Annotated in this window: 23 protein-coding genes; 11 read left to right on the top strand and 12 right to left on the bottom strand. The window is 39.4% G+C overall.

Going from position 1 to position 24,701, the window contains the following annotated elements; genetic code table 11:
- Window positions 1-188: 188 nt before the first annotated feature.
- Window positions 189-2,732, bottom strand: coding sequence for a translocation/assembly module TamB domain-containing protein (locus CCON33237_RS05980; RefSeq protein WP_054196815.1), 2,544 nt, complete (start codon window positions 2,730-2,732; stop codon window positions 189-191).
- A 168-nt stretch (window positions 2,733-2,900) separates the two neighbouring features.
- Between CCON33237_RS05980 and groES the strand changes: the two genes are divergently transcribed.
- From groES to CCON33237_RS05965, 3 genes are all read left to right on the top strand, one after another.
- Window positions 2,901-3,161 carry a co-chaperone GroES gene (gene groES / locus CCON33237_RS05975; protein ID WP_002940431.1) on the top strand — a complete coding sequence of 87 codons (261 nt, stop codon included), beginning with the start codon at window positions 2,901-2,903 and terminating at the stop codon, window positions 3,159-3,161.
- A 17-nt stretch (window positions 3,162-3,178) separates the two neighbouring features.
- Window positions 3,179-4,813, top strand: a complete 1,635-nt coding sequence (groL, locus tag CCON33237_RS05970) for a chaperonin GroEL (protein ID WP_002940160.1) — start codon at window positions 3,179-3,181, stop codon at window positions 4,811-4,813.
- Between the two features lie 128 nt (window positions 4,814-4,941).
- A complete protein-coding gene (locus CCON33237_RS05965; RefSeq protein ID WP_054196814.1) occupies window positions 4,942-6,309 on the top strand; it encodes a phosphomannomutase/phosphoglucomutase in 1,368 nt (455 codons plus the stop codon).
- Window positions 6,310-6,703: 394 nt separating this feature from the next.
- Here the strand turns inward: CCON33237_RS05965 and CCON33237_RS05960 are convergent, their stop codons facing one another.
- The 4 genes from CCON33237_RS05960 to CCON33237_RS05945 all read right to left on the bottom strand — a co-directional run bounded on the left by CCON33237_RS05960 (window position 6,704) and on the right by CCON33237_RS05945 (window position 9,705).
- Entirely contained in the window at window positions 6,704-7,561 is an 858-nt protein-coding gene (locus tag CCON33237_RS05960; protein ID WP_054196813.1) for a cysteine ABC transporter substrate-binding protein, read from the bottom strand.
- A 96-nt stretch (window positions 7,562-7,657) separates the two neighbouring features.
- The gene (locus CCON33237_RS05955) at window positions 7,658-8,395 is read right to left on the bottom strand and encodes an amino acid ABC transporter ATP-binding protein (RefSeq protein ID WP_021091230.1); all 738 of its coding nucleotides are present in this window, start codon (window positions 8,393-8,395) and stop codon (window positions 7,658-7,660) included.
- A 1-nt stretch (window position 8,396) separates the two neighbouring features.
- Window positions 8,397-9,065 (bottom strand): ABC transporter permease subunit, encoded by a 669-nt coding sequence (locus tag CCON33237_RS05950; protein WP_054196812.1) that lies wholly within the window; start codon window positions 9,063-9,065, stop codon window positions 8,397-8,399.
- On the bottom strand, window positions 9,052-9,705 hold the full coding sequence (locus tag CCON33237_RS05945) for an amino acid ABC transporter permease (protein ID WP_054196811.1): 654 nt from the start codon (window positions 9,703-9,705) through the stop codon (window positions 9,052-9,054). The genes CCON33237_RS05950 and CCON33237_RS05945 overlap by 14 nt, the downstream gene beginning before the upstream one ends.
- A gap of 110 nt (window positions 9,706-9,815) precedes the next feature.
- On the opposite strand from CCON33237_RS05945, the gene CCON33237_RS05940 reads away from it, so the two are divergent.
- From CCON33237_RS05940 to CCON33237_RS05925, 4 genes are read left to right on the top strand one after another with little or no spacing between them, the layout of a single operon-like run.
- Complete coding sequence (locus tag CCON33237_RS05940; RefSeq protein ID WP_021089339.1) at window positions 9,816-10,061, top strand: CBU_0592 family membrane protein; 246 nt, start codon at window positions 9,816-9,818, stop codon at window positions 10,059-10,061.
- Window positions 10,058-11,026 (top strand): agmatine deiminase family protein, encoded by a 969-nt coding sequence (locus CCON33237_RS05935; protein ID WP_054196810.1) that lies wholly within the window; start codon window positions 10,058-10,060, stop codon window positions 11,024-11,026. Before CCON33237_RS05940 ends, CCON33237_RS05935 begins: the two co-directional genes overlap by 4 nt.
- A 2-nt stretch (window positions 11,027-11,028) precedes the next feature.
- On the top strand, window positions 11,029-11,955 hold the full coding sequence (locus tag CCON33237_RS05930) for a cation diffusion facilitator family transporter (RefSeq protein ID WP_081004442.1): 927 nt from the start codon (window positions 11,029-11,031) through the stop codon (window positions 11,953-11,955).
- Window position 11,956: 1 nt separating this feature from the next.
- Window positions 11,957-12,829, top strand: coding sequence for a carbon-nitrogen hydrolase (locus tag CCON33237_RS05925; protein ID WP_054196809.1), 873 nt, complete (start codon window positions 11,957-11,959; stop codon window positions 12,827-12,829).
- Window positions 12,830-12,855: 26 nt separating this feature from the next.
- Here CCON33237_RS05925 and CCON33237_RS05920 read toward each other — a convergent pair whose 3' ends face one another.
- The 4 genes from CCON33237_RS05920 to CCON33237_RS05905 are packed head-to-tail and all read right to left on the bottom strand — an operon-like array spanning window position 12,856 to window position 16,067.
- Window positions 12,856-13,521 (bottom strand): phosphate ABC transporter ATP-binding protein, encoded by a 666-nt coding sequence (locus CCON33237_RS05920; RefSeq protein WP_054196808.1) that lies wholly within the window; start codon window positions 13,519-13,521, stop codon window positions 12,856-12,858.
- Window positions 13,490-14,347 carry a PstA family ABC transporter permease gene (locus CCON33237_RS05915; RefSeq protein ID WP_054196807.1) on the bottom strand — a complete coding sequence of 286 codons (858 nt, stop codon included), beginning with the start codon at window positions 14,345-14,347 and terminating at the stop codon, window positions 13,490-13,492. Before CCON33237_RS05915 ends, CCON33237_RS05920 begins: the two co-directional genes overlap by 32 nt.
- Window positions 14,334-15,191 (bottom strand): phosphate ABC transporter permease subunit PstC, encoded by an 858-nt coding sequence (gene pstC, locus CCON33237_RS05910; protein ID WP_054196806.1) that lies wholly within the window; start codon window positions 15,189-15,191, stop codon window positions 14,334-14,336. Before pstC ends, CCON33237_RS05915 begins: the two co-directional genes overlap by 14 nt.
- 3 nt (window positions 15,192-15,194) lie before the next feature.
- Window positions 15,195-16,067, bottom strand: a complete 873-nt coding sequence (locus tag CCON33237_RS05905) for a phosphate ABC transporter substrate-binding protein (RefSeq protein WP_054196805.1) — start codon at window positions 16,065-16,067, stop codon at window positions 15,195-15,197.
- A gap of 314 nt (window positions 16,068-16,381) precedes the next feature.
- On the opposite strand from CCON33237_RS05905, the gene CCON33237_RS05900 reads away from it, so the two are divergent.
- Together CCON33237_RS05900 and CCON33237_RS05895 are read left to right on the top strand one after the other, a co-directional pair.
- Window positions 16,382-17,323 carry a TAXI family TRAP transporter solute-binding subunit gene (locus CCON33237_RS05900; protein ID WP_054196804.1) on the top strand — a complete coding sequence of 314 codons (942 nt, stop codon included), beginning with the start codon at window positions 16,382-16,384 and terminating at the stop codon, window positions 17,321-17,323.
- A gap of 87 nt (window positions 17,324-17,410) precedes the next feature.
- Window positions 17,411-19,477 carry a TRAP transporter permease gene (locus CCON33237_RS05895; protein ID WP_054196803.1) on the top strand — a complete coding sequence of 689 codons (2,067 nt, stop codon included), beginning with the start codon at window positions 17,411-17,413 and terminating at the stop codon, window positions 19,475-19,477.
- Between the two features lie 166 nt (window positions 19,478-19,643).
- Here the strand turns inward: CCON33237_RS05895 and CCON33237_RS05890 are convergent, their stop codons facing one another.
- The 3 genes from CCON33237_RS05890 to CCON33237_RS05880 all read right to left on the bottom strand — a co-directional run bounded on the left by CCON33237_RS05890 (window position 19,644) and on the right by CCON33237_RS05880 (window position 22,159).
- A complete protein-coding gene (locus CCON33237_RS05890) occupies window positions 19,644-20,129 on the bottom strand; it encodes a tetratricopeptide repeat protein (RefSeq protein WP_054196802.1) in 486 nt (161 codons plus the stop codon).
- Window positions 20,130-20,201: 72 nt separating this feature from the next.
- On the bottom strand, window positions 20,202-20,864 hold the full coding sequence (locus CCON33237_RS05885) for a M48 family metallopeptidase (RefSeq protein ID WP_054196801.1): 663 nt from the start codon (window positions 20,862-20,864) through the stop codon (window positions 20,202-20,204).
- Window positions 20,840-22,159, bottom strand: coding sequence for an MATE family efflux transporter (locus tag CCON33237_RS05880; RefSeq protein ID WP_054197412.1), 1,320 nt, complete (start codon window positions 22,157-22,159; stop codon window positions 20,840-20,842). The genes CCON33237_RS05885 and CCON33237_RS05880 overlap by 25 nt, the downstream gene beginning before the upstream one ends.
- Window positions 22,160-22,261: 102 nt before the next feature.
- Between CCON33237_RS05880 and abc-f the strand changes: the two genes are divergently transcribed.
- The gene (gene abc-f, locus CCON33237_RS05875; RefSeq protein WP_054196800.1) at window positions 22,262-24,193 is read left to right on the top strand and encodes a ribosomal protection-like ABC-F family protein; all 1,932 of its coding nucleotides are present in this window, start codon (window positions 22,262-22,264) and stop codon (window positions 24,191-24,193) included.
- Between the two features lies 1 nt (window position 24,194).
- The gene (locus tag CCON33237_RS05870; protein ID WP_054196799.1) at window positions 24,195-24,581 is read left to right on the top strand and encodes a hypothetical protein; all 387 of its coding nucleotides are present in this window, start codon (window positions 24,195-24,197) and stop codon (window positions 24,579-24,581) included.
- Window positions 24,582-24,701 lie beyond the last annotated feature (120 nt).

Below are 24,701 nucleotides of genomic sequence, written 5' to 3'. Positions count from 1 at the left end.
ATTTTGTAAAATTTTACTACCGCAAGCATTAAATTTTACTTGCAAAATACGCGCAAGCTAAATTTCGCATCAAATTTGAGCGCTATCACTCGCCGATCACTAGCATCACGCCAAGCGCACTTTGGTTTATGTCGCTACAAAAGTGCCCAAGCCCCATTAGATACTTTAAATTTTTCCGCCTTTTTCATCTAAAATAGCCCTTTTAAAAGCCCTTTTAAATTTTGCTTTTCGCTACTTGTGCCTTCATCATCTTTGCCAAGCTTTTTATCTAAAAATCTACCTATCTCTTTTTTGACCTTATTTTCAAGATACTGCGATCTGACGTCGTATTTTAGCTTGTCTGTCGTGCCTGAAATTTTCACGTTTAGATTGGTCTTTTCGAGCCTGCAAACAAGCGGTGCGTTTAGCATTTTTGTCGCGGTATTATAAGTGCCATTTGTGACCTTTATGTCGCTTTTTGGAGAGCTTAAATTTACGTTGAAAACGACGTTATCGCCCTTTATATCGCCGTAAATTTTACCGTCTTTGTAAATTTCTTTTGTGATGTCCTTGCCGGTGAAGGTTTTGATGTTGTTTGTGAGGTTTGTGCTGGCTAGGTGACCCTCTTTTAACAAGATGTCAAATTTGCCGAGCTTCTGCTTTGTTTCGTAGTCAAATTTAGCATCGCCGTTGCCATCATATAGATGATCAAGCCCCAAAGTCTGCGTTAGGCCTTTAACCTCAAAGTTTTTTAGCACAGCATCAAGCGTGCCAGCTTTATAGTTAGCCTCGAGTTTGCCCTTAAATAGATCATCTGAAGTGGCTTTTACGCTTAGGTCATCCACTTTGCCATTTGCTGTTATGAGGGCTGCAAATTTACCGTGAAGCTCGCGACCAGCTAAAAATGCAAGCTTATTTAGCTCTGAAACTACCGCTTGAAGCTTTAAGTTTAGCGTGCTTTTGCTCACGTCAAAGCTGCCATCTATGCCCTTTATGTCAGCTAGCGAGCTAAGAAAGTCGCCACTAAATTTTGCTACGTCGCCTTTGTAGTCTAGGCTCAAATTTGAGCTAAATTTCTCATTTTCTGGGAATTTTTTATCAAGCATTTTGCTAAGCGCTGCGGCGTTAAATTTGCCATCATTTAGAGCGATCGTTACGGCGATGCTTGGGCTTTTACTAAAGATATTTTGCCCCTTTGCCTGGATATTTGCCTTGGCGTTTGCCAGCCTATCGTTGCCGCTAAGCGCTAAGATCTCTCCTAGCTGCGCCTCTTTTAGGCTAAGACCTAGATTTTCATTTTTTATGGTGGAGTTTAGCTTGCCAGCAAAGGCATCGCCGCCCAAATTTAGCTCATCTATCTTGCTTTCTTTTACTTTTATATCACCCACAAGTGCCATCTTTGAGCTCACCTCAAAGCCGCTTGTTGCTTTAAATTTCTCAAGATCGCTAATAAGCAGGGCAAATTTAGTAAAAATTTGGCTGTTTTTTAAGTCATAAATACCCTTTATATCCTTTAGCTCGCCAAGGTCGCTAAGCACATTTGCGTCAAAATTTACAAGCTCTCCCTTTGCAACAGCGCCACCTTTTAGCTCAAATTTAGCCGTATTTTTAAGCTTTGCAAGTTCTTTATTTATAAGGCCGTTTTTTATATCAAATTTAGCCTCGCCGGCAAGCTTTTTTAGCTCGTCAAAGCCACTAAATTTTGCATTTAAATTTATCTCTCCGTCTGCGTAGTTTGGCTGCAAAGCAAGTGCTAGAAGCTCTTTTAGTTTGATATTTGCGGCATTTAGGACTAAATTTTTACTATCAAAATTTGCATTTATCTTACCGCCAAGGCCGTTGATGTCTGCTTTTAGGTTTTTAAGGGCATTTTCTTGCACCAAAATTTTGCCGTTTGCATCCACTGCGCCATTTAGCTGCTCGCCCAAGAGCTTGCCAAGAAGAGCAAGATCAGGCACGTTTAGCGAAAAGTCGCTCTTTAAATTTTTACTAGCTAGATCATAGGTCGTCTCATTTGCTTTTAAAGTGGCTTCAGGCGCAATGATAATGGTTTTTGCGCTCACTTTTTCATTTGCAAATTTAGCATTTACGCCGCCTTTAAAACTTATATCTTTTGCTAAATTTAGCCCAAATTCGTTTTTAAGAATTTCTTTGTTTATCACTGCGTTGCTGGCTAAAATTTGAGCGTTAATGATGGGCTCATTTTTCTCATCAACGCCTTGCATATTGCTCGTTAGATCAAGCTTGCCGCTGGCTAAATTTGGCTTTTTAGCAAGGGCTGAGATCTCAGAAAGCTCGATATTTTTAGCGTCAAGATTTAGAGCTTTTGGTAGATAGTCTTTTAAATTTGCATTTAAATTTATGTTTGAGCCAAGCGCCGTGCCAGTTGCCACTAGCTTAAAGTCGCTAAATTTGCCAGCCACATTTGCCTTAAGCGCGACAGGTTCTTTTAAACCAAGCTCGCTAGCCTTTGCCTTGTTGGCGTCTATATCTATGTTTAAATTCATGCTTTGAGCAAGCAAAGAGAGGTCGCCATTTGCTTTTAAATTTATGGCATTCATCACGGTTGCTTCTAAATTTAGCGTGCTAAACCCAAGGCTAAAATCTTTAAATTTGACATCAATGCCACGAGCGAGTGCCTCTTTTTCTAGTTTGCTGGCTATAAATTTATTGCCAAAAGAGCTAAACAAAAGGCCAAAAATGCAAAGGATTATCAGCGCCAAAGCCGCTACTATATAGGCTATTTTTTTCATAAAATTCCTTTATATTAGTTTTATATATCATAAAACTTTAGTCACTTAGACTAAAGTTTTTAATAAAATTCACTATAAATTATTGACTTTTTTAGAAAAAAATGCTAGGATTTCATCACTCAAAAATAAAGAGTGCTAAAAAAGACAATTAAACTAAAAGGATGAACAATGAACTTTCAACCATTAGGCAAGCGTGTCCTAGTCGAACGCGTAGAAGAGACAAAGACGACAGCTTCGGGCATTATTATACCTGATAACGCAAAAGAAAAACCTTTAAGCGGCGAGGTAAAAGCAGTTGGCGCTGAAGCTGAGGGCGTAAAAGTTGGCGAAAAAGTAGTATTTGCTAAATACGCTGGTACTGAGGTAAATTTAGATGATAAAACATATCTTGTTTTAAACATCGACGACGTTTTAGGCGTGATTAAATAATTTAAAAAGGAAAGACAATGGCAAAAGAAATTTTTTACTCTGATGATGCAAGAAACCGCCTATATGAGGGCGTTAAAAAACTAAATGACGCTGTGAAAGTGACAATGGGACCAAGAGGCAGAAATGTCCTTATCCAAAAGAGCTTTGGCGCTCCAAACATCACAAAAGACGGCGTTAGCGTGGCTAAAGAAGTTGAGCTAAAAGATACTATCGAAAACATGGGTGCAAGCCTAGTTAGAGAAGTAGCAAGCAAGACAAACGACCAAGCAGGCGACGGTACTACAACAGCGACTGTGCTAGCTCATGCGATATTTAAAGAGGGTCTTAGAAACGTAACTGCTGGCGCAAATCCTATCGAAGTGAAACGTGGCATGGATAAAGAAGTAGCAGCTCTTATAGATGCACTAAAAAATATCTCTAAAAAAGTTTCTGGCTCAAAAGAGATCGCTCAGATCGCTACTATCTCTGCAAACTCAGACGAGAGTATCGGCAAACTTATCGCTGACGCGATGGAAAAAGTCGGCAAAGATGGCGTCATAACAGTAGAGGAGGCAAAATCTATCCAAGACGAGCTAAGCGTTGTTGAGGGTATGCAGTTTGACCGTGGATATCTAAGCCCATACTTCATCACAAACCCTGAAAAGATGCAAGTTGAGCTAAGCAATCCTTTCATATTACTATTTGACAAGAAGATAACAAATTTAAAAGACTTATTGCCAGTGCTTGAGCAAGTACAAAAAAGTGGCAAACCACTTCTAATCATCGCTGAAGATATCGAGGGCGAAGCACTTGCAACGCTTGTAGTAAATAAACTTCGTGGCGTGCTAAACATCTCAGCCGTTAAAGCTCCTGGCTTTGGTGACAGAAGAAAAGCGATGCTTGAAGATATCGCTATCTTAACAGGTGGCGAAGTTATCAGTGAAGAGCTAGGCAGAACACTAGAGAGCGCTACTATAAACGACCTTGGACAAGCTTCAAGTGTAGTTATCGACAAAGATAACACAACTATCGTAAATGGCGCAGGCGAAAAGTCAGCGATCGACGCTAGAATAACTCAGATCAAAGCGCAAATCGCTGAGACTACAAGCGACTATGACAAAGAAAAACTACAAGAGCGCCTTGCAAAACTAAGTGGCGGCGTGGCAGTTATCAAAGTAGGTGCTGCGACTGAAACTGAGATGAAAGAGAAAAAAGACCGCGTAGATGACGCACTAAGCGCTACTCGTGCAGCTGTTGAAGAGGGTATAGTAGTAGGTGGCGGTTCAGCTCTTATCCTTGCTTCAAAGAGTGTAAATTTAAATTTACAAGGTGATGAGGCAATCGGCGCTGAGATCGTTAGAAGAGCGCTTCGTGCTCCACTTCGTCAAATCGCTGAAAACGCTGGCTTTGACGCAGGCGTTGTTGCAAACGCAGTTGAGACAAGCAAAGATGCAAATTTTGGCTTTAACGCTGCAACTGGCGAATATGTAAATATGTTTGAAGCTGGTATCATCGATCCAGTTAAAGTTGAGAGAGTCGCGCTTCAAAACGCTGTTAGTGTGGCTAGCTTACTACTAACAACTGAGGCAACTATCAGCGAGATAAAAGAAGAAAAAGCAATGCCTGCAATGCCTGACATGGGCGGAATGGGTGGCATGGGCGGCATGATGTAGCAATCCTTTTCGAGCTAGAGCTTTCTAGCTCGAATTTATATTTTAACCCCACTAAATTTATAAAATTATTTACTCCTTTTTAAATTTATTCTTGTATTATTTTTGCATTCTTTTAGGGAGAATTTACAATGAAATATGATGAAATTTTTAGAGAATACGACATCCGCGGCATTTTTGAGAAAGACTTGACAGAAGATAGCGTCAAGGCTATAGGGCTTGCTTTGGGTAAGAAATTTAACGAATTTGGCGTAAAAACTTTAAGTGTTGGTTTTGATGCAAGGCTTAGTGCTAGCACACTTTTTAGGTGCCTGCTAAGTGGTCTAAACAAGGCTGGTGGCTTTAAAATTTACAACATTGGCTTGCTTCCAACTCCTGTTGGCTACTTTAGCGTTTATGCTGACTATTTTGACGCAAATATCATGATCACGGGCTCTCACAACCCTAAAGAGTATAACGGCTTTAAGATCACTATCAAAAAAGATAGTTTTTTTGGCAAAGATCTGCAAATTTTAAGAGACAAGGTGAACGAGATAATCGCCTCTGGTGAGCAGATCGCAGACGATGAGAGCTGTGAGAAATTTAACATCTTAGAAAAATATGTTGAGTTTTTTGTAAAAGAATTTAGCGAACTTAAAAATTTCAAAAAACCTTTTGTTATCGACTGCGCAAATGGTGCTGTTGGCGTGAGCTTGGTGCCGATCGTAAAAACGCTTGGGCTAAATGCAAAAATTTTATATGAAGATCCAGACGGAAATTTCCCAAATCACCACCCAGACCCAAGCGAAAAAGAGAATTTAAAAGAGATATTTTCGCTCATCGAAAAGAAGGAATTTGATCTTGGATTTGGCTTTGACGGAGATGGTGACAGGATCGCTGTGATAACACCAAAAAGGGATATAAAAGGCGACGAATTAGCCTATCTTTATGCTCTAAATATGAAACATCCAAAGGTGCTTGGCGAGGTAAAATGCTCACAAAATATGTACGATGAGATCGCAAAGATCGGCGAAGTTTTCATGGGAAAAACTGGACATAGCAATATAAAAAAGATGATGAAAGAGCTAAATATTGATCTTGCAGCCGAAGTGAGTGGGCATATATTCTTTAAAGAGCGATACTTTGGCTTTGATGATGCGCTTTATGCGATGATGAGGGTGCTTGAGCTAGTTCACAAGGGCTTTGATCTTGACGGCGAGCTTGATAAGATGCCACTTGTCTTTAGTACAGATGAGATCAAGATAAAGACGACTGATGAGGCTAAATTTAAGATAGTTGCCAAGCTAAAAGAGTGTGTGAAAAATGAGAGCTGCGACCTGCCAAAGATAAAAAATATCATTGATATCGATGGCATAAGGATTCAATTTGAAAATGGTTGGGCTTTGGTGCGCGCGTCAAATACAACGCCTGTAATAGTTACTAGATTTGAGGCAAAGAGCAAGGAATTTCTAGCAGAGATCGAGCAAAAAGTGACAAATTTACTAAAGAGCTTGATGTAGCCAATAAAAGCATTTTGGGTTAAATTTAGTCAAAATGCTTTTTAAAATTTTATTTAAACATTCAAAAACTAAGATTTATCTCTATCGTCTAGCTTTCGCGAATTTTTTGGAAACTTTGCATACATACCATCTACAATTTAAATTTATTAAGTATATGCTCATCTTAGCCTTTTTGAATATTCATGCGGATAATACAATCTTATCTAATGTCGGCGTTCTTTTTAAAATAGCTCATTATTTTGCAAGGGGTCGTCTACTAGTTTGCTACTCAGGTATGTAAGATATCCGCCCTTTATGGATTTTATGCAGTGTAATCTACTGGCAAAAATTTTTACAAACGTATTTGTTAAATTTAAAAAAAGAGAGATGGCGTAAAAATTTACGCCATTAAATTTTAGAATTTGCCACCTTCAACGACAAGTGATTCTGGATTGACACTATCACCATAGATCGGTTTTAGTGTAGCATCATAGTCTTTATGGAAGAAATTTTCTTTTCCAAGCTCAATGATCTCATTGTTTAGCCAGTCAAGTAAAACTTTGTTACCTTTTTTAACAGCTGGTGCTATCACATCCACATCACCAAGTGCTTCAATGCCTACAACAAAGCCAGGGGTCTCTTTTGCCCAGGCAAAAAGTAGGGCGTTATCATGTGCTAGTGCGGCACCTCTTTTATCAACCAAAGCTGCAAATGTTTCAGTATTTTGGTCGTATTTTGCAAGCTTAATGTCAGGATAATTTTTTGTAAAAAATGCGTCCGCGGTTGTGCCTTTGTTAACGATCAAAGTCTTATCTTTTAGCTCATCGACGCTCTTTATCACAGCGCCCTCAGGGCTAACGATGCCAAGCGAAACTTTCATATATGGAAGCGCAAAATCAACTACTTGTGCACGCTCAGGTGTCTTTGTGAAATTTGCAAGCGTGATATCGACCTTGTCAGCCACGAGCACTTCGACTCTACCAGCAGCCTCGACTAGCTCAAATTTAACCTTGCTCTCATCGCCAAGTAAGTCTTTTGCGATGCGTTTTGCAAAGTAGACGTCATAGCCTTGGTTTTTGCCGTCTTTATCGACGTAGCCAAATGGCGGCTTGTCACTGAAAACGCCTATTCTTATATATCCACGCTCTTTGATCTTTGCGATCGCGTCAGCTTGGTTTGAAGCGGCTGCTTTGTCCGCACCTTTGTCATCACCACAACCCGTTAGAAAGACGGTAGCGACTAATGCTAATAAGAAAAATTTTAATTTTCTCACTCTTTCTCCTTGTAAAAAAAGTTAAATAAATAAGAACGATCAAATCTCGCTCTAAACGCATTTTGAAAAAAACGGGCAAATTATCTCTTATTTTTTCTAAAACGAGAATAAATTTAGAAATTTCTTCGCGCGATCGCTCTTTGGATTAGTGAAAAATTCCTCTGGCTCGCTGATCTCTACGATGGCTCCAGCGTCCATAAATACGATCTTGTTCGCAACCGCCCTTGCAAAGCTCATCTCGTGCGTGACGATTAGCATTGTCATGCCATCTTTGGCTAAATTTAGTATCACATCAAGCACTTCTCTAACGATCTCTGGATCAAGCGCAGCCGTGACTTCGTCAAATAGCATGATCTCAGGGTTTAAACAAAGGCTTCTTACTATTGCTATGCGTTGCTTTTGGCCGCCACTTAGCTCCTTTGGGTAGGCAAATTTCTTATCAAGCAGTCCAACCTTGCTTAACCACATATCAGCGGTTTTTTCAGCCTCGGCCCTATCTCTTTTTTGCACCTTTAAAGGCCCAAGAAGGACATTATCTATGACGTTCATGTGATCAAACAGCTCGTAGCTTTGAAAGACCATGCCGACTTTTTGGCGGATCCTTTGCCAATCATTAAATTTAGCGTCTATCACTTCACCGTCTATAATGATCTCACCGCTTGCTATGCTCTCAAGGCCGTTTATACATCTAAGAGTTGTGCTCTTGCCACAGCCCGATGGTCCAAGAAGCACGACCACTTCACCGCTTTTTACCTCTAAATTTATATCCTTTAAGGCGTGAAGCTCTCCATAAAATTTGTTTATTTTTTTAAGTTCTAATATGTTTTCGCTCATTTTAGCTCCATTTTTTTTCTAGTTTTTTTGATAGTTTTGAGACTGGATAGCAGATCACAAAATATAAAAAGAATATGAGCGTGTATATCCAAAATGGCGCCATAGGATTTGTAAATACATTTCGCTCGATGATCTGCTGACCGACTTTGACCACCTCTACAACGCCGATTAGTACGACGATAGAGGTTGTTTTTATCATGCGGCTTAGTAAATTTACAGCTCCAGGCACTAGCCTTCTTGTGGCAAGTGGGATGATGACGTGAGAGTAAATTTGAAATTTACCAAGCCCAAGTGAGGCGGCTGATTCAAATTGATGTTTTGGTATTGATGTTATCGCTCCACGCACGATGTCCATCATCTCAAAAACGCCCCAAAGGCTAAAGACGATGAGCGAGGCGGTAAATGCCGAGATATGCATCCCAAAAGCCTTGCTAACGCCAAAGTAAAATAAAAATAACCAAACGATCTGAGGCATTATACGAACGATTTCTAGGCAAATTTTTAAAATAAAATAGATAAATTTATTTTTCATGCTCATAAGTACGCCAAGCACTAAGCCACCGATTATAGAGATAAATATAGAGATAAATGAAATTTCTGTGCTAACGACTAGACCTTCAAAGAGTCTTAGTAAATTTTGCGTGTCAAATAAAATACTAACTCCTTGCATTTCTCACCCTTTTTTCGACATAGCTAAGCACCAGCGAGACTGGCAAAATGATGATGAGATAGCTAATTACTAGCATAAAAAGTGCCTCGTCTGTCTTGTAATAAAGCCCAATGAGATCCTTTGCGACATAAACTAGATCAGCAAGTGCCACGATGCTAACGATGCTTGTCTCTTTTAGTAAAAAGATAATATTTGCACTGATGCTTGGCACTGCTACGCTAAATGCTTGAGGCAAGATAACATATCTTAGCAGCTGATTTTTGCTAAGTGCGATGCTAAGTCCTGCTTCTATCTGCGACTTTCTAACCGCCTCAAAGCCAAGCCTAAAGCTCTCACTCATATAGCTACCACCAAGAAAGCTAAGTCCCGCGACCGCACAGGCAAAGCCACTCATCGACACCCCAAGCTTTGGCAAGCCATAATATAAAAAGAAAAGCTGTATAAGAAGTGGTGTATTTCTTGAGAGCTCAACGTAGCAGTCAATCACTTTTGATAGAAATTTTAGCTTGTAAAATTTCACGGCCATACAAAAAATACCGATCAAAATAGAAAAAACGATCCCTAAAAAGGCGATCTCACAGGTAAGCACTCCGGCCTTAACATAAAGCGGATAAAATTTCTCAATAAACTCAAAATCCATAAAACTTTAATCCAATCTGAAAAATGGAGTTATTTTATCTTATAATCATAAATTTAAAACTAATTAGATATGATCTTGTTTTAAATTTAAGCTTACAAAAAGGATAAAATTTGATCGATCTTTTTCAGATCATCGGCTTTTTGGGGATGATTTGCATCGTGATGGGCTACTTTTTACTTCAGATCGGCCGCCTAAATAGCCGCGATCTAGCCTATCAGATAATAAATTTAGCAGGTGCGGTGCTACTCATCATCTCGCTTTTTGTGCACTTTAACCTCGGTTCATTTTTGATAGAGGTCTTTTGGATAATCATTACGATTTATGGAATTTATAAAATTTACAAGGAGAGAGCGTGAGAGCGTACGCAGAGTGGGAAGAGCAGGAGCTTTTATTTTTATCGCTGCCGCATAGTAATAGCGACTGGGAGCCCTATTTAGAGGAGATTTTGGCGAGCTATGAGGAGCTTGTGGCTGCTGTTACACCGTTTCAAAAAGTGGTGCTCATCTGCCCCAATGAGGCAAATTTTGCTAGGTTTAAGAAATTTAAAAATGTAGAGTTTGTTAAGCTTGATACTGATGATACTTGGATCAGAGACTACGGTATGATCGACGTTTACGATGGCTCTAGCGTAAAGAGCTACGACTTTAAATTTAACGCTTGGGGCGGTAAATTTAAGAGCTCAAAAGATAATGCAATAAATTTAGAGCTAGCTAAAATTTACAAAACCAAGCTTGAGCAAGTTGATATGATACTAGAGGGTGGAAGTGTCGAGTTTAACGGAGATGGCGTGCTTTTAACCACCTCAAAATGTCTGCTAAATGAAAATAGAAACAAAGCACTTAGTAAAGAGCAGATCGAAGAAAAACTAAAGAGCTTATTTGGCTTAAAGCGCATTATATGGCTTGAAAATGGCTTTATAAAAGGCGATGACACAGATAGCCACATTGACACTTTAGCTCGCTTTATCACGCCTGATACTATCGCTTACGCAGCTTGCGATGACAAGAGCGATGAACACTTTGATGAGCTTAAAAAGATGGAGGATGAGCTTAAAAAAACTGGCTTTAAGCTACTTGCTCTGCCGCTTCCTAAGCCTAAATTTTATGAGGGCAAAAGGCTTGGCTGCACCTATGCAAATTTTATCTTTATAAATGGTGCGCTAATCGTGCCAACATATAACGACGAAAACGACGAAAAGGTGCTAAATTTACTAGCTCAGGCACTGCCAGATAGAAAGATCATCGGTGTAAATTCGCTAGTTTTTGTCCGTCAAAATGGCTCGCTTCACTGCTCAAGCCAAAATAGATACAAAAGGTCTTAGTCTTGGGAAGTCCGTTTGATTATGAGTTTAACCGCATAAATAAGCAAGAGTGCACGCAGGGCGAAAATAAGGCCGTTATCGCAGCTGGAGCTTGCGCCTTTTTGCTCGCACTTGTGAAATTTGCAGCTGGACTTTTTAGCGGCTCAGTCGCTGTACTTGGCTCGGCGATTGACTCGATGCTTGATTTTATCGTTTCGCTTTTAAATTTATTTGCGCTTAGAAAGTCAAGAAAGCAAGCCGATGAGAGATTTAACTTTGGCTACACAAAGCTAGAGGCCTTGGCAGCGCTATTTGAGTGTGTCATCATCGTCGTGGCTGCTGGATATATTTTTTATGAGAGTATTAAAAAATTTAGTGAGCCAAATTTAGAGATAGACCTTGATTTAAGCCTTGGTGTGATGGTATTTTCGGTAGTTGTGACGTTATGTTTGGTGCTATTTTTAAACCAAATTTCTAAAAAAAGCGGAAACCTTATCATAAAAGCAGACGCACTGCACTATAAGATCGACCTTTTTAGCAACCTAGCAGTCATCATCTCGCTACTTATCATTAAATTTAGCGGCTTTGTGATGATAGATGCGATCTTTGGTATCGTGATAAGTGGCTACATCGCTCAAAGCGCTATAAATTTAGGTAAAGACGCCTTTGGTATCTTGTTAGATCACGCAGCAAGCCCTGAAGTCATAGATGAGATCATCAAGATGATAAAGGCAAAAGAGAGGATTTCAGACTTTCACTACCTAAGCACGAGACAGAGCGCAAATACCATATTTTTAACGCTGCATTTAGTTTTTGACAAAGATATCTCGCTTTACGACGCGCACGAAGTGGCCGACTCGCTTGAAGCTGAGATAAGAGAAAAATTTAGGGATTATTCGTGGCAGATAACCACACATTTAGACCCATATAACGACAAAGAAGGGAAATGAGATGAAAGTAGCACTACTTCAACAAGAATTTAAAGGGACAAAAGAGGCGACTATCGCAAAGACACTCGAGCTAATCGCTGAGGCAAAAAAAGGAGGTGCCGATCTCGTGGTCTGTCAAGAGCTGCACCAGACGCAGTACTTTTGCCAAAGCGAGGATACAAATTTCTTTGATCACGCAAACGACTGGCAAGAAGATGTTGCTTTTTGGGGCAAGGTGGCTAAGGAAAACGGCGTGGTTTTAGTCACTTCACTCTTTGAAAAGAGAGCTGACGGACTTTATCACAACACCGCCTTTGTCTTCGAGCGTGACGGCAGCGTAGCTGGCAAATACCGAAAAATGCACATCCCTGATGATCCTGGATTTTACGAGAAATTTTATTTCACGCCTGGTGATATCGGTTTTGAGCCTATTGAAACTAGCCTTGGCAAGCTTGGCGTTTTGGTCTGCTGGGATCAGTGGTACCCAGAGGCAGCTAGGCTGATGGCGCTAAAAGGGGCAAAAATTCTTATCTATCCAACGGCTATTGGCTGGTTTGAGGGCGATAGCGAGGATGAAAAGTCAAGACAGCTTGAAGCGTGGGTGGCAGTGCAAAGAGGCCACAGCGTGGCAAATGGCCTGCCAGTGGTCGCAGTAAATCGTGTGGGCTTTGAAAAAGATGATAGCGGCGTGATGGATGGGATCAAATTTTGGGGAAATAGTTTTGTTTTTGGGCCACAAGGCGAGGAGCTTTTCCGTGCAAATAGCACAGATGAGCTATGTAAGATCGTAGAAATTGATATGAAAAGAAGCGAAGAAGTGCGCAGAATTTGGCCATTTTTAAGAGACCGCAGGATAGATGCCTACGCAAATATCACAAAGAGATTTATCGACTAAAATTAGAGCTAGAATTTCTAGCTCTTTTAAAATACAAATTTCTTATCTACGATGCGGACTATCCTGCCGCCAAGCCTTTTTGCCTGCTCTTCGTTGTGTGTGGTGATGATGATCGTATATTTTTGCGACAAGCTTTTTAAGAGCTCCTCTATTATCAAGACATTTTTCATATCAAGCGATGAGCAAGGCTCGTCAAGCATGAGCATTTCTGGCTTTGTAGTTAGCATCCTTGCGATGCAAAGTCTTTGCTTTTGACCGCCGGAAAGTTTGCTAGCTGGTATATAAAGGTCACTTATCTCATCTAGTAAATTTACGCTTTTAAGCAGTTCCTCTACTCTTTTTTGCTTGTCTTTTATGCTGCCCTCGTAAAATTCCATCGCATAGGTCAAATTTCTTTCGACGCTAAAGGGAAAGAGTGTGGCGTCTTGAAAGAGTATGGCTAGCTTCCTTCTTAGCCAAATTTCGCCCTTATTTTTGATATTTTCGCCTTTAAATAAAATTTCTCCGCTATATCTGCCGCCTTTTTGCTCCAAAAAGCCATTTAGCGCTGAAAGAAATGTCGATTTGCCACATCCTGAGCTTCCCATTAGGCAGATGATCTCGTTTTGAGCGATGTTTAAATTTAGATCTTTTAAAATTTCATTGTCTTGGTAAAAGATACTAAGATCTTTTATGTTTAAAATATCTGGCAATTTTCTCTCCTATATCAAATAAAACTACGGCTGAAAGCAGGTGCAAAATGATAAGTATAAATATAAGCACAAGTGCCGTGGCGTAGGCATTTTGCGTTGCGACTGACTGGCTTAGGAGCATGTGCAGGTGAAAAGGTAGCGCCATGACTGGCGAGAGCAGGCCCTCAGCCTTTGCCATGAAGACAACCCCTGTTAAAAGTAGCGGTGCAGTAGCCCCTATGGCGTAGCTGCCAGCAAGTATCAAGATAGATATGATATTTTTTCTAATAGTTGGCAAAACTAGCTTTCTGGCCATGAAATTTTTATCAACGCCAAGCGCGAAGCTATCTCTTAACATCTTTTCATCTATCTGCGAGATCACCTTTTCTGTGCTAACTTCCACAAATGGAAAGACCATCAAAGCAAGCGTAATGCTAGCTGTTAGTAGGCTCTTTGGGATATCAAGACTAACGATAAAAAGCCCATAAACAAACATCCCAAGCAAGATAGAAGGTATAGAGGCCATCGTTTGGATGATAAATTTAAGTCCAAGCTTGATCGTGCTAGAGGTGCAGTAAATTTGCCTATAAATGGCACAGCTAACGCCAAGGAGCGCAGAAAATATCATAGATAGTATCATCAGTAAAAATGAGCCTATGATGGCATCTTTTATGCCACCACTCTCACCTAAATTTAAACCTTGCGGATTTTTAGTTAGAAAGTCTAAATTTATCTGAGAGATGCCATTTGCAAAGATGAAATAAAATATCCAAAACATCACCGCAACCACTATAAATACGCAAAGATAAGCATAAAATTTGACTAGATGATCTTTAAAAGCGTTCATTGTTTTTCTCAAATTTAAAGATAAAAATATTTAACATAAATATAAAAACAAGCAGGACAAATCCGCTTACAATAAGAGCGTGGTAGTGCAGGCTGCCAGCCTCGCTCATGCCCATTTCAAGGGCTATTAGAGATGGTATAGTCTGAGCTTTTGAGAGCAGGTGCGGAAAAAGTGGAGTGTTGCCTATGACCATCATCACAGCCATCGTCTCGCCAGCTGCCCTTGAGAATGCGAGTATAAAGCCTGAAATGCTAGCTTTTATGGATTTTCTAAAAATGACTTTTCTTATAAAATATCCCGTGCTTACGCCAAGCGCGTCTGAGTTTGTTTTGAAATTTTGCTTTAGCAGATCAACACTTTGGAGCAAGTGCGAGGTAAAAAAGGGCAGTATCATGACGCTAAGGATGAGGCTAGCTGCCAAGACTGACTCGCCAGCGGACATTTTTAGCCCTGACTCTAAAATTTTTACAACCGTGTAAAGCGCGAAAAATCCATATATGATAGAGGGTATGCCAGCTAGTATTCGTATCATCCAGTCTAGCACGTGCCTAAGCCAGGCGCTCGCAAAAAAGCAGATAAAGATAGTAACGCCAAGCGAGATAAAAAATGAAAATATGCAAGCTAAAAACGCAACTGCGAAATTTGCGATTAGGATATTAAACAGCCCAAAGCTAAAAGGCTCTGTACTAACGTCCCAGTCGCCATTTAGTAAGAAGTCAAAAAGGCTTACTTCTGCAAAAAAACTCGTGGAATTTATCAGTAAAAACCCCACGAGTAAAAGCAAAAGCATGGCGGATAAAAGTGTGAAAGCATATACCCCGCCTTTAAAAATTTGCCCTGTCATTGGCTATTTTACTGGTATAAATCCCATTTTTTCGATAGTCTTTTGACCTTCGGCTGAATTTAACACATCAACAAAAATTTGCTCGCTCTTGCTTAGATCGCCACTTTTTACAATGATGAGCGGGCGAGAGATGTAGTATTTGCCATCAACTATATTTTTAACAGTTGGCTCCACACCGTCAACGTTTAGCGGTATTAGCTTGCCTTTGTTTTGGTTTGTGATACCAAAAGATGCGTAGCCAATAGCATTTTTATTTTCGATGATTTTTGAAACAAGTGCGCCCATAGAAGGTGATTGGATGACGTTTTTACTAACTTTGACATCTTTCATGATCTTTTTTTGAAATACCTCGTGAGCACCGCCGCCAAGATCTCTTGTAACTACGACTATTTCGTCATTTGGTAGAGACTTATCAAGATCACTCCATTTTTTATACTCGCCTGAGAAAATTTTGATAATCTCATCTTTGTTTAAATTCCCGCCCTTTAGCTTTATCACCTCATTTTCTGGGTTTACAGCCACGCAAAGTGCGTCTATGCCAAGCGTGTAGGCTTTCATATCCTTTATTTTTGCTTTTTCGCTATCTTTTATATCGCGAGCTAGCATGCCAAAGTCAGCGACATGATCAAGCACGGCTTTTACGCCAGCACCAGAGCCACCAGCTGAGACAAAGATGGTGATATTTTTGTTTGGCAAAGAGCTATCAACTTTGTCCCAAGTTTCGTACTTTTCGATAAAGTCGGTTGAAATTTTAGCGATGACTGGAGCTAGAGTAGATGAGCCACTAAAGCTAACTTGCGTTTTTTCATCCGCACCTGAAGCGAAATTTAAAGATAAAAGCAGCATAGAAGCGGCCAACATAAGTGATTTTTTCATAAAAACCTCCAAAATTTGATTGTTATTAACATTTGTAAAAGCTATTGATTAGTTGTAAATTTGCAACAGTTTTTCTAAAACTTAGAACTGCGGTGGATTATACAATAAAAAATAATATTTAAATAGCCGGTTTATCAAATTTATTTTGACTAATAAAGAAATATAAATTTAATCTTAAGAAAATATTTTTTTAAGTCTTGATTGTGTAGAATGGTTGCAACTTTACTAAAACGGCATGAAAATATCATATTAAATAAGGTAAAAAGCTAAATTTATAGAATAAAATAGCCTTAAATTTCTTGAAAGGATCTTAGATGAAAACTACTTCTTTAGCACTTGCTGGCTTGCTTTTAGCAACAACTCTTTCAGCAAAAGAATTTATCAGTATCGGTACTGGCGGCATGACAGGCACTTATTATCCGATAGGTGGAGCGATTTGCCGTTTAGCAAACAAAAATACCAATGTAAAATGCTCAGTCCAATCAACTGGCGGCTCAGTCTACAACGTAAATAACGTCCTCAAAAAAGAGCTTACATTTGGCTTTGTTCAAAGCGACGTCGTCTATGATAAATTTAACGGCACTGGCAAATTTGACGGAGCAAAAGATGAAAATTTACGCTCAGTAGTTGCCATCTATCCAGAGCTTCTTGCATTTGTTGTAGCAAAAGATAGCGGTCTTACAAGTGATCTTGCTTCATTTGCAGGCAAAAAATATAACGTCGGAAACCCAGGCAGTGGCAACGAAGTGAGTACACTTGAAGTCTTTAAAGCAAAAGGCTTTGACGTTTCAAAACTAGGCTACCGCGGTGTTTTAACAGTTGGCGAATGCCCACACGCACTAAAAGATAAAAAGATAGACGGATATAGCTTTGTTGTCGGTCACCCAACTGCAAACATCACTGACGCAGCGACATCTTTGCCTATTGATATCCTAAACATCGAAGGCAATGAGATCGATAACCTTCTTAAAGAAAAACCATACTTTGCAAAAGGTGTGATCCCAAAAGGCTCATATGACGGCGTCGATCACGATGTAAATACTATTGGTGTAAAAGCTGTTTTAGTAACTAGCAAAGATACAAAGGACGAGGCTGTAAAAGCTGTGATAAAAGCTATTTTAGACAACTTTGATGAGTATAAAACTCTTCACCCAGCGCTAAAATCAGTAAACAAAGAAGATCTTGTTCAAGGTCTTTCAGCTCCGCTTCACCCAGCTGCAGAGGCTGCATTTAAAGAGGCTGGTATTTTAAAATAATCCATTTCCAGGGGCTTTTGCCTCTGGATAAAATTTAAATATGCAAATTTTTTCTAAATTTATATATTTAAATTTTAAAGGAGAGAGATGAACGAAGTCAAAGACAACGAAGAACAATTTGTCGAAGTAAAAACAAGGGAGATAAATAGCAATTTTTACAACTATTTCATTGCGATCGTATGCTTTTCTTGGTCAATTTTTCAGCTTTATATAGCTTATTTTCCGCTAAATACTAACATTTCACGCTCGGTGCACCTAGCCTTTGCGGTTGGTCTTGTATTTTTGCTTTATCCAGTCACTTTTCATAAAAAGGCACATTCTAGTTTGCCATTTTACGATCTGGTCTTTTGTGTGGTAGGCGTTATTGCCGTGCTTTATCCAGCGGTTTATTTTTATGAGTTAGCTGATAGGACAGGGGACTACATCACGCAAGATATTGTCATATCGTTTCTAGCGATCATTGTCTTGCTTGAGGCTGGCAGGCGCGTAATGGGGCCAGCACTTCCAATTATTTGTATATTATTTTTGATATATGATCACTTTGGCCCTTATATGCCAGACATCATCGCTCATCAAGGTGCCAGCTTTGAAAAGATCGCAGGCCATATGTTTTTGACGACTGAGGGCATCTTTGGTGTGCCTATCGGAGTTAGCGTTAGTTTTATCTATCTTTTTGTTCTTTTTGGCTCATTGCTTGAGCGAGCAGGTGCTGGGCAATATTTCATAAATTTAGCCTTCTCGCTTCTTGGAAAATATAGAGGCGGCCCAGCTAAGGCTTCAGTTATCGCAAGTGGCCTAACTGGCATGGTTTCAGGAAGCTCCACTGCAAATGTTGTAACAGTTGGTACATTTACTATACCACTTATGAAAAAAGCTGGTCTTTCGCGCACAAAAGCTGGAGCCATTGAGGTCGCTGCTGGCGTAAATGGACAGCTCATGCCTCCGATCATGGGCGCAGCTGCTTTTATCATCGCTGAGTTTTTAGGCATGACATATACAAATGTCATGATGGCGGCGGTTATCCCAGCGTTTGCTTGTTATTTGTCGCTATTTTTTATCGTTCATTTAGAGAGTGTGAAGCTTGGCTTAAAAGGTATAAATCAAAGCGAATTTCACTCAAGATTTAAAATTTTTGTAAGCGGACTTCACTATATAACTCCGATTTTAATTTTGCTTTATACGCTATTAATCGCAAAAGAATCGGCCATCGCTGCGGCATTTAATGCGATTGGATTTTTATTTTTAATAATGATCTTTCAAGAGCCAGTTAAAAAACTAGCAAGTGGCGAAAAAGTTGGAATAAATGATGTGTTAATAGGCTTTGAAGATATATTTTGGGCGATGGTCGCAGCCGCAAAAAGTATGACAACGATCGCTATAGCAACCGCGCTTGCAGGTATCATCGTGGGCTCTATCTCTCTAACTGGCCTTGGCCAAGTACTTTCAGATCTAGTTGAGCTACTTGCTGGTGATAATATAGTTATGATATTGCTTCTTACTGCGATGATGTCACTTATACTAGGAATGGGCCTTCCAACGACGGCAAACTACATCGTAGTTTCAAGCCTTGTGGCACCTGTTATTTTATTTTTGGCGCACAAAAATGGCTTTTTAATCCCAGCCATTGCTGTGCATCTTTTTGTCTTTTACTTTGGAATTTTAGCTGATGACACGCCACCAGTTGGCATCGCAGCTTATGCAGCAGCTGGTATCGCCAAAGCGAATCCTATAACCGTTGGCGTTCAAGGATTCTTTTACGATCTAAGAACGGCGATCTTGCCATTTGCATTTTTCTTTAACAACAAACTTATGCTAATAGAAAGCGTAAATGAGGGCGACCCGCTTGATTCAAAAGGAATAGTCTGGATGAGCAATCCACTTGAAATTTTACTTGTCTTTGGTATGGCGATCGTGGGAATGTTTGCATTTTCAAGCTTACTTCAAGGCTACTATGTCACAAAGCTTAGAATTTGGGAGCGTATTCTTTTGATCCCTGTTGTGCCACTAGCTCTTGTGCCAAATATATGTGCGAAATTTAATCTTATACCAAACGAATACACTGCTTATATCGTAGCTGCTGTACTTTATGGATTTGTTTTTATGACTCAATGGGGCATTAAAGACAAACCACTTAATCAAATAAAAATAATCTAATCTTAGGCAAGAGCACTCTTGCCTAAATTTCTAATATAAATTTTTTAGGGCTACCTTTATACTTTGAGTAATTTCTATTTAAAATAAGTGTTTTTTAGGATTTTTTGTTTAAGGATATTGGTGTAATAAATTAAATAAGAAATTTTTAGGCTCGAAAGCCTAAAAATTATAGTTGTTTTGAGCGTCTTAGATCACCTGCAAATTCGCAAGACATCTTATCGCCTAATTCGCAGCCTTTTACTAAAAATTCATAAGCTTTTTTAAATTCCTTAGCTTCTATTAAGATAGAACCTACCATCTCGCAAGAATATCCATCATTCTTCTCACAAGCTTTATTAAAAAGTTCTCTTGCTTTTTGTGGCTCAGTATTTAGATAAAGTCCACCAGCTGCCGAGCAACCTTCAACCTCACCAGCTTCGCAAGCTTTATTATAGTACTCTAAGGCCTTGCTTGGATTAGGTAGAGCTGTTTTTCCTAGTTGGTAAATCGCTCCAACTTTTACGCAAGATTTTACATCATTTGCCAAACATCCTGCTTCAAATTTAGCCAAAGCTTCTTTGAAATTTGAGCTCCCATATGCCTTTAGTCCATCTTCAAAGTTACCTGCAAAAGCACAAGCAGCTAAGATTGAGATAAAAATCATTTTTTTCATTGAAATTCCCTTTTTGTGAATTAACATGCAATTTTAGCATATTAATTTTTACACTTACTTGATGAAAATAAATTACGCTCTTAAAATTCTCTCTTGCTCTTTATAATCAGGCATGATATGTTCTATAAATTTATAAAAGCTGCTTTGATGATGCGGATAGAGTAGGTGAGTAAGCTCGTGAAGTACGACGTAGCGCACGGCTGAGAGTGGCTTTTCTATGAGTCTTAGGCTTAGGTTTATATAGCCTTTTTTGTGATTACAGCTGCCCCAGCGAGTTTTGCTATTTCGTATGACTATACGCTTGATTGGCTTATTTATAAAAGGCTGAAAATGGCTTATAAGCTCTAAAAATAGCTCTTTTGCTCTTACTTTTACAAAACGCTCAAGGCTTTTTAAATTTGGCGTAAAGACAAACTCGCCATCAAAAAATGGCTCTTTAAAATTTTCATCAAATTTTATCTTATAAATTTGCCCAAGAAATTTCATCTCATCATCTTTTGGTAAATTCAAAAGAGCTTTTTTGTAAGTATTTTCAAGCCAAATTCTGTGCATCTCAAGAAAACTAAGAGCCATCTTTTGTGTGCTATAAAATGGCATAGATAGCGTGATCTTAGCATCCTTGCCAACTCTTAGACGCATGGATTTTACATTTGTTTTAAAATTTATTAAAACGCTTAGCCCATAAAAGTCTAAATTTATGCTCTTTTGCTTTAAACTAGGCGTTTTTCTTGCCATTTTTTACTTCTCCAACGCCACGTATTTGCAAGACCTCTTAGCCACTCATCAGCACAAAATCCTATCCAAACGCCGATAATTCCCCAGCCAAGATAGATACCTAAAAAATATCCAAGTGGCAGTGAAAGCCCCCACATGAAGATAAGGCCAGTCGCAAGAGGAAATTTCGCGTCACCACTTGCACGAAGGGCGTTTACGATGACTATGTTAAAGGTTCTACCCGCTTCAAGAAATATCGAAAGTGTAAAAAGCGGTAGCATGATCGCACGTAAATTTTCGTTTAAATTTAGTGCGTCCATGATCTGGTTTTTAAGTGCGTAGGCGATAAGAACGACAATAAGAGTTATAAAAACGCCTATTTTTAGCGCTTTAAATGTCCTTGTATAGGCCTCGTTAAACTCGCTAGCGCCTACTAAATGCCCTACGATGACCTCGTTTGCCACGCTGATACTTGCTCCACAAAGTAAGATAAGAAGCGTGATCTGAAAGTAGATAGTCTGTACGCTAAGGCTAGCCTCGCCCATGCTTGCTACAAAGCCAAAAGCGACCATGTATTGCGCCATCCAGAGTAAATTTTCCCCTGCGCTTGGAAGGCCGATGGTGAGTATTTTCTTTAAAATTTCAAATGGCACGATAAGTAGCTTGCTAATAAAAATTTTAACTTTTGCCACGCGAGTGAGCATGTAAAGTAGGACAAAAACGCCTATTAGTCTGCCTACAAGCGTCGAGAGAGCAACCCCTTGGAGGCCTAAATTTGGCAGGTCAAACCAGCCAAAAAGGGCGATAGCATTGCCAAAAATGGTGATGACGTTCATTAAAACTGAGGTTAGCATTACGCCGGTTGCAAAGTTATAAACGCGAAGTACCGCAGCTAGCACCATACCTATGCCGTCAAAGAGCAGGGCAAAGCCAAGGATATGTAGATATGAAAAACTCTCGTTGATGAGCTCTTTTGGCACGTTTAGTAAATTTAAGATGTTGTAGCCAAAGACGTAGATGATGATAGCTGAAAATACGCCAAATATGGTGTTTGAAGTGATGCTTGCATGTATGACGTTTGAGGCAAGATCGTTCTTTTTAGCTCCCAAGGCTTGTGCGACGACGACCGAGCAGCCAATGCTTAGAAAGTTAAAAATAGTCATAAAAAGATCCATCACTTGATTACCTGCACCCATGGCGCCCACAAGATGTACGCTCACTTTCGTTACCATGTAGGTGTTGATGATGAGTGTGATGAAGTGTAAAAACATATCTAAAAATATAGGAATTACTAATTTTTTCATAGAAAGATTCATTAAATGCTCGCTTGAAAGTCTAAATTTATGTGGCAATTATAGCCAAATTAGGTTTTAGCTCCCTTTTGATATAATCGCAAAAAATTTAAAAATGAGAGAAAAATGGCATTAATCGACCTGATAGACGTTAGTAAAAAATTCGGCGCAAATGAAATTTTAAATGGTGTAAATTTTAGTATAAATGAAAATGAAAAGATCGCAATAATCGGCAAAAATGGCAGTGGTAAGAGCACGCTAATGAAGATCATCTCTGGTGAGGTGACGGTGGATAGCGGCAGACGGATAGTGCAAAGCCTAATAAGCGTCGAGATGCTAGCACAAAATCCAAATTTTAACGCCACGTTTAGTGTGAGAGAAGCGCTAAATAACGAGCTAAAAGAGATATTTGATGCGATAAGCGAGTACGAAAAAAGTGGAGTCTTGCTAGCAAACGACCCAGAAAACAAAGAAATTTTAAAAGAGCAAGAGAGACTTATAAAATTTATAGAAGCAAAAGATGGCTGGAATATCGAGCACAAAATAGAGCGAATTTTGCAAGAATTTAAGCTAAAAGAGTATGAAAACAGGCCTATTTGCTCGCTAAGTGGCGGCGAGATTAGACGCGTGGCACTTGGTGCGCTCATCCTTAAAAAGCCAGATGTGCTGCTACTTGATGAGCCAACAAACCACCTTGATGTTTACATGGTCAAATTTCTTGAAGATATGCTAAAGGGTTCAAATCAAAGCATAGTTTTTATAAGCCACGATAGGTATTTTATCGATGCGCTGGCAACCAGGTGCGTTGAGGTCGAGGATGCAAGCTTAAAAAATTTCGAGGGCGGATATGCAAACTATCTAACCAAAAAAGAGGAAATTTTAGCAAGCCTTGCAAAGTCGCATGAAACGCTACTAAAGCAGCTAAAAGCTGAAGAGGAGTGGCTAAGGCGCGGCGTAAAAGCTAGACTAAAACGAAATGAAGGCAGAAAAGAGCGAGTGCTCGCCATGCGCGAGGAGGCCAAGAAAAACCCAGGCGTGATAAGACGCGTGAGGCTTGAGCTTGAGCGCGCGAGTAAAAATTTCAACCAAACGCAGAGCCAAAACCGCAAAAAAATGCTCTTTGAGTTTAAAAATTTAAGCAAAAGCATAGACGGCAAGGTGCTTTTTGAAAAATTTGACGCAAGGGTTTTACAAGGCGAAAGGATCGCCATAGTCGGGCGAAATGGTAGCGGCAAAAGTACACTACTTAAAATTTTGCTAGGACTTGAAAAGCCAAGTAGTGGCGAGATAAAAAGAGGCGAAGTAAGTATCGGCTACTTTGATCAAGCGAGAAATGTCCTTGATGATGACAAGAGCCTCATCGAGACATTTTGTCCAAACGGTGGCGACCACGTGCTAGTTCGTGGGCGAAATATGCACGTTTATGGCTATCTTAAAAATTTCCTTTTCCCAAAAGAATTTTTAGATAAAAAGATAGGTGTTTTAAGTGGTGGCGAGAAAAACCGCGTGGCGCTTGCACTTCTTTTTACAAAAACCTACGACGTACTAGTACTTGACGAGCCGACAAATGACCTAGATATCGCAACTATTAACATTTTAGAGGATTATTTGCAAAGCTTTGAGGGGGCGATCTTGTTAGTAAGCCACGATAGATATTTTGTCGATAAGATGGCAAATAAGCTTTGGGCGTTTGAAGGCGAGAGGATAAATGTTTTGCACGAAGAATACAGCGTATATTTGGAGCTTGAAGATGAAATGAAAGAGCTTGATAAATTTGAAAAAGAGCTCTCAAATAGTCAAAATGAAGCTAAGCAAAAGAGCAAAACAGGCGCAAAGCTGAGCTACAAACAAACGCAAATTTTAAACACATATCCAGATAAAATTTCAGCCCTTGAAATAAGAATAACCGAGCTAAACGAGGCTCTAAGCGACCCTAAAATTTATCAAGAACTAGGTCTTACCACGCTTTATAACGAGCTAGAAGCGGCAAAAGCCGAGCTAGAAGAGCTTGAAAATGACTATTTTGAAGTACTTGAGATCGCCGAGGGGCTGGAGTAGCTTGAAAAAGATCGGTAGGATAAGCGCGCTAAATAGAAGAGTTGTTAGACAAAATTCTGTTGTAAGCCTTAGTATTGTTGTTGATAAGATGAGGTTTAGTGAGACATTTCCGCCTGAAATATATAAATATGAAGTGGGTGACCTAGTCCGGATAAAATATAACAAGGTTGGTTTTTTAAATAAGATAGATACTATTATCCTCATCGCAAAAAATAGTGAGGAGTCAGGGCTTTTTGCAAAGCTTAAAAATTTGATCTTCATGCTTGGTTGTTTTTATTTTTGCCTTGTTGCGTTGGGGCTTATTTATGACGGGGTTATGGGGCTTATGTTAAAGTTTGACATTTTTGTAGCTCTCATGATATTAGCAGCTGCTTGTTTTCTATTTTAGATGGGCAAATCCGCATATTTTAGGTTTTTGATATTTAGATATTTCATATTTGGATAGGTACTTTGAAATTTAAATGTATGAAAGGTTTTTGGCATGATAAGGTCTTTAAAATTGTTTGAT

The sequence above is a fragment of the Campylobacter concisus genome (genome assembly GCF_001298465.1).
GTDB classification, from domain to species: Bacteria; Campylobacterota; Campylobacteria; order Campylobacterales; family Campylobacteraceae; genus Campylobacter_A; species Campylobacter_A concisus.
The sequence above is the reverse complement of the archived record's forward strand: the minus strand, read 5'-3'. Positions and strand labels throughout refer to the sequence as shown.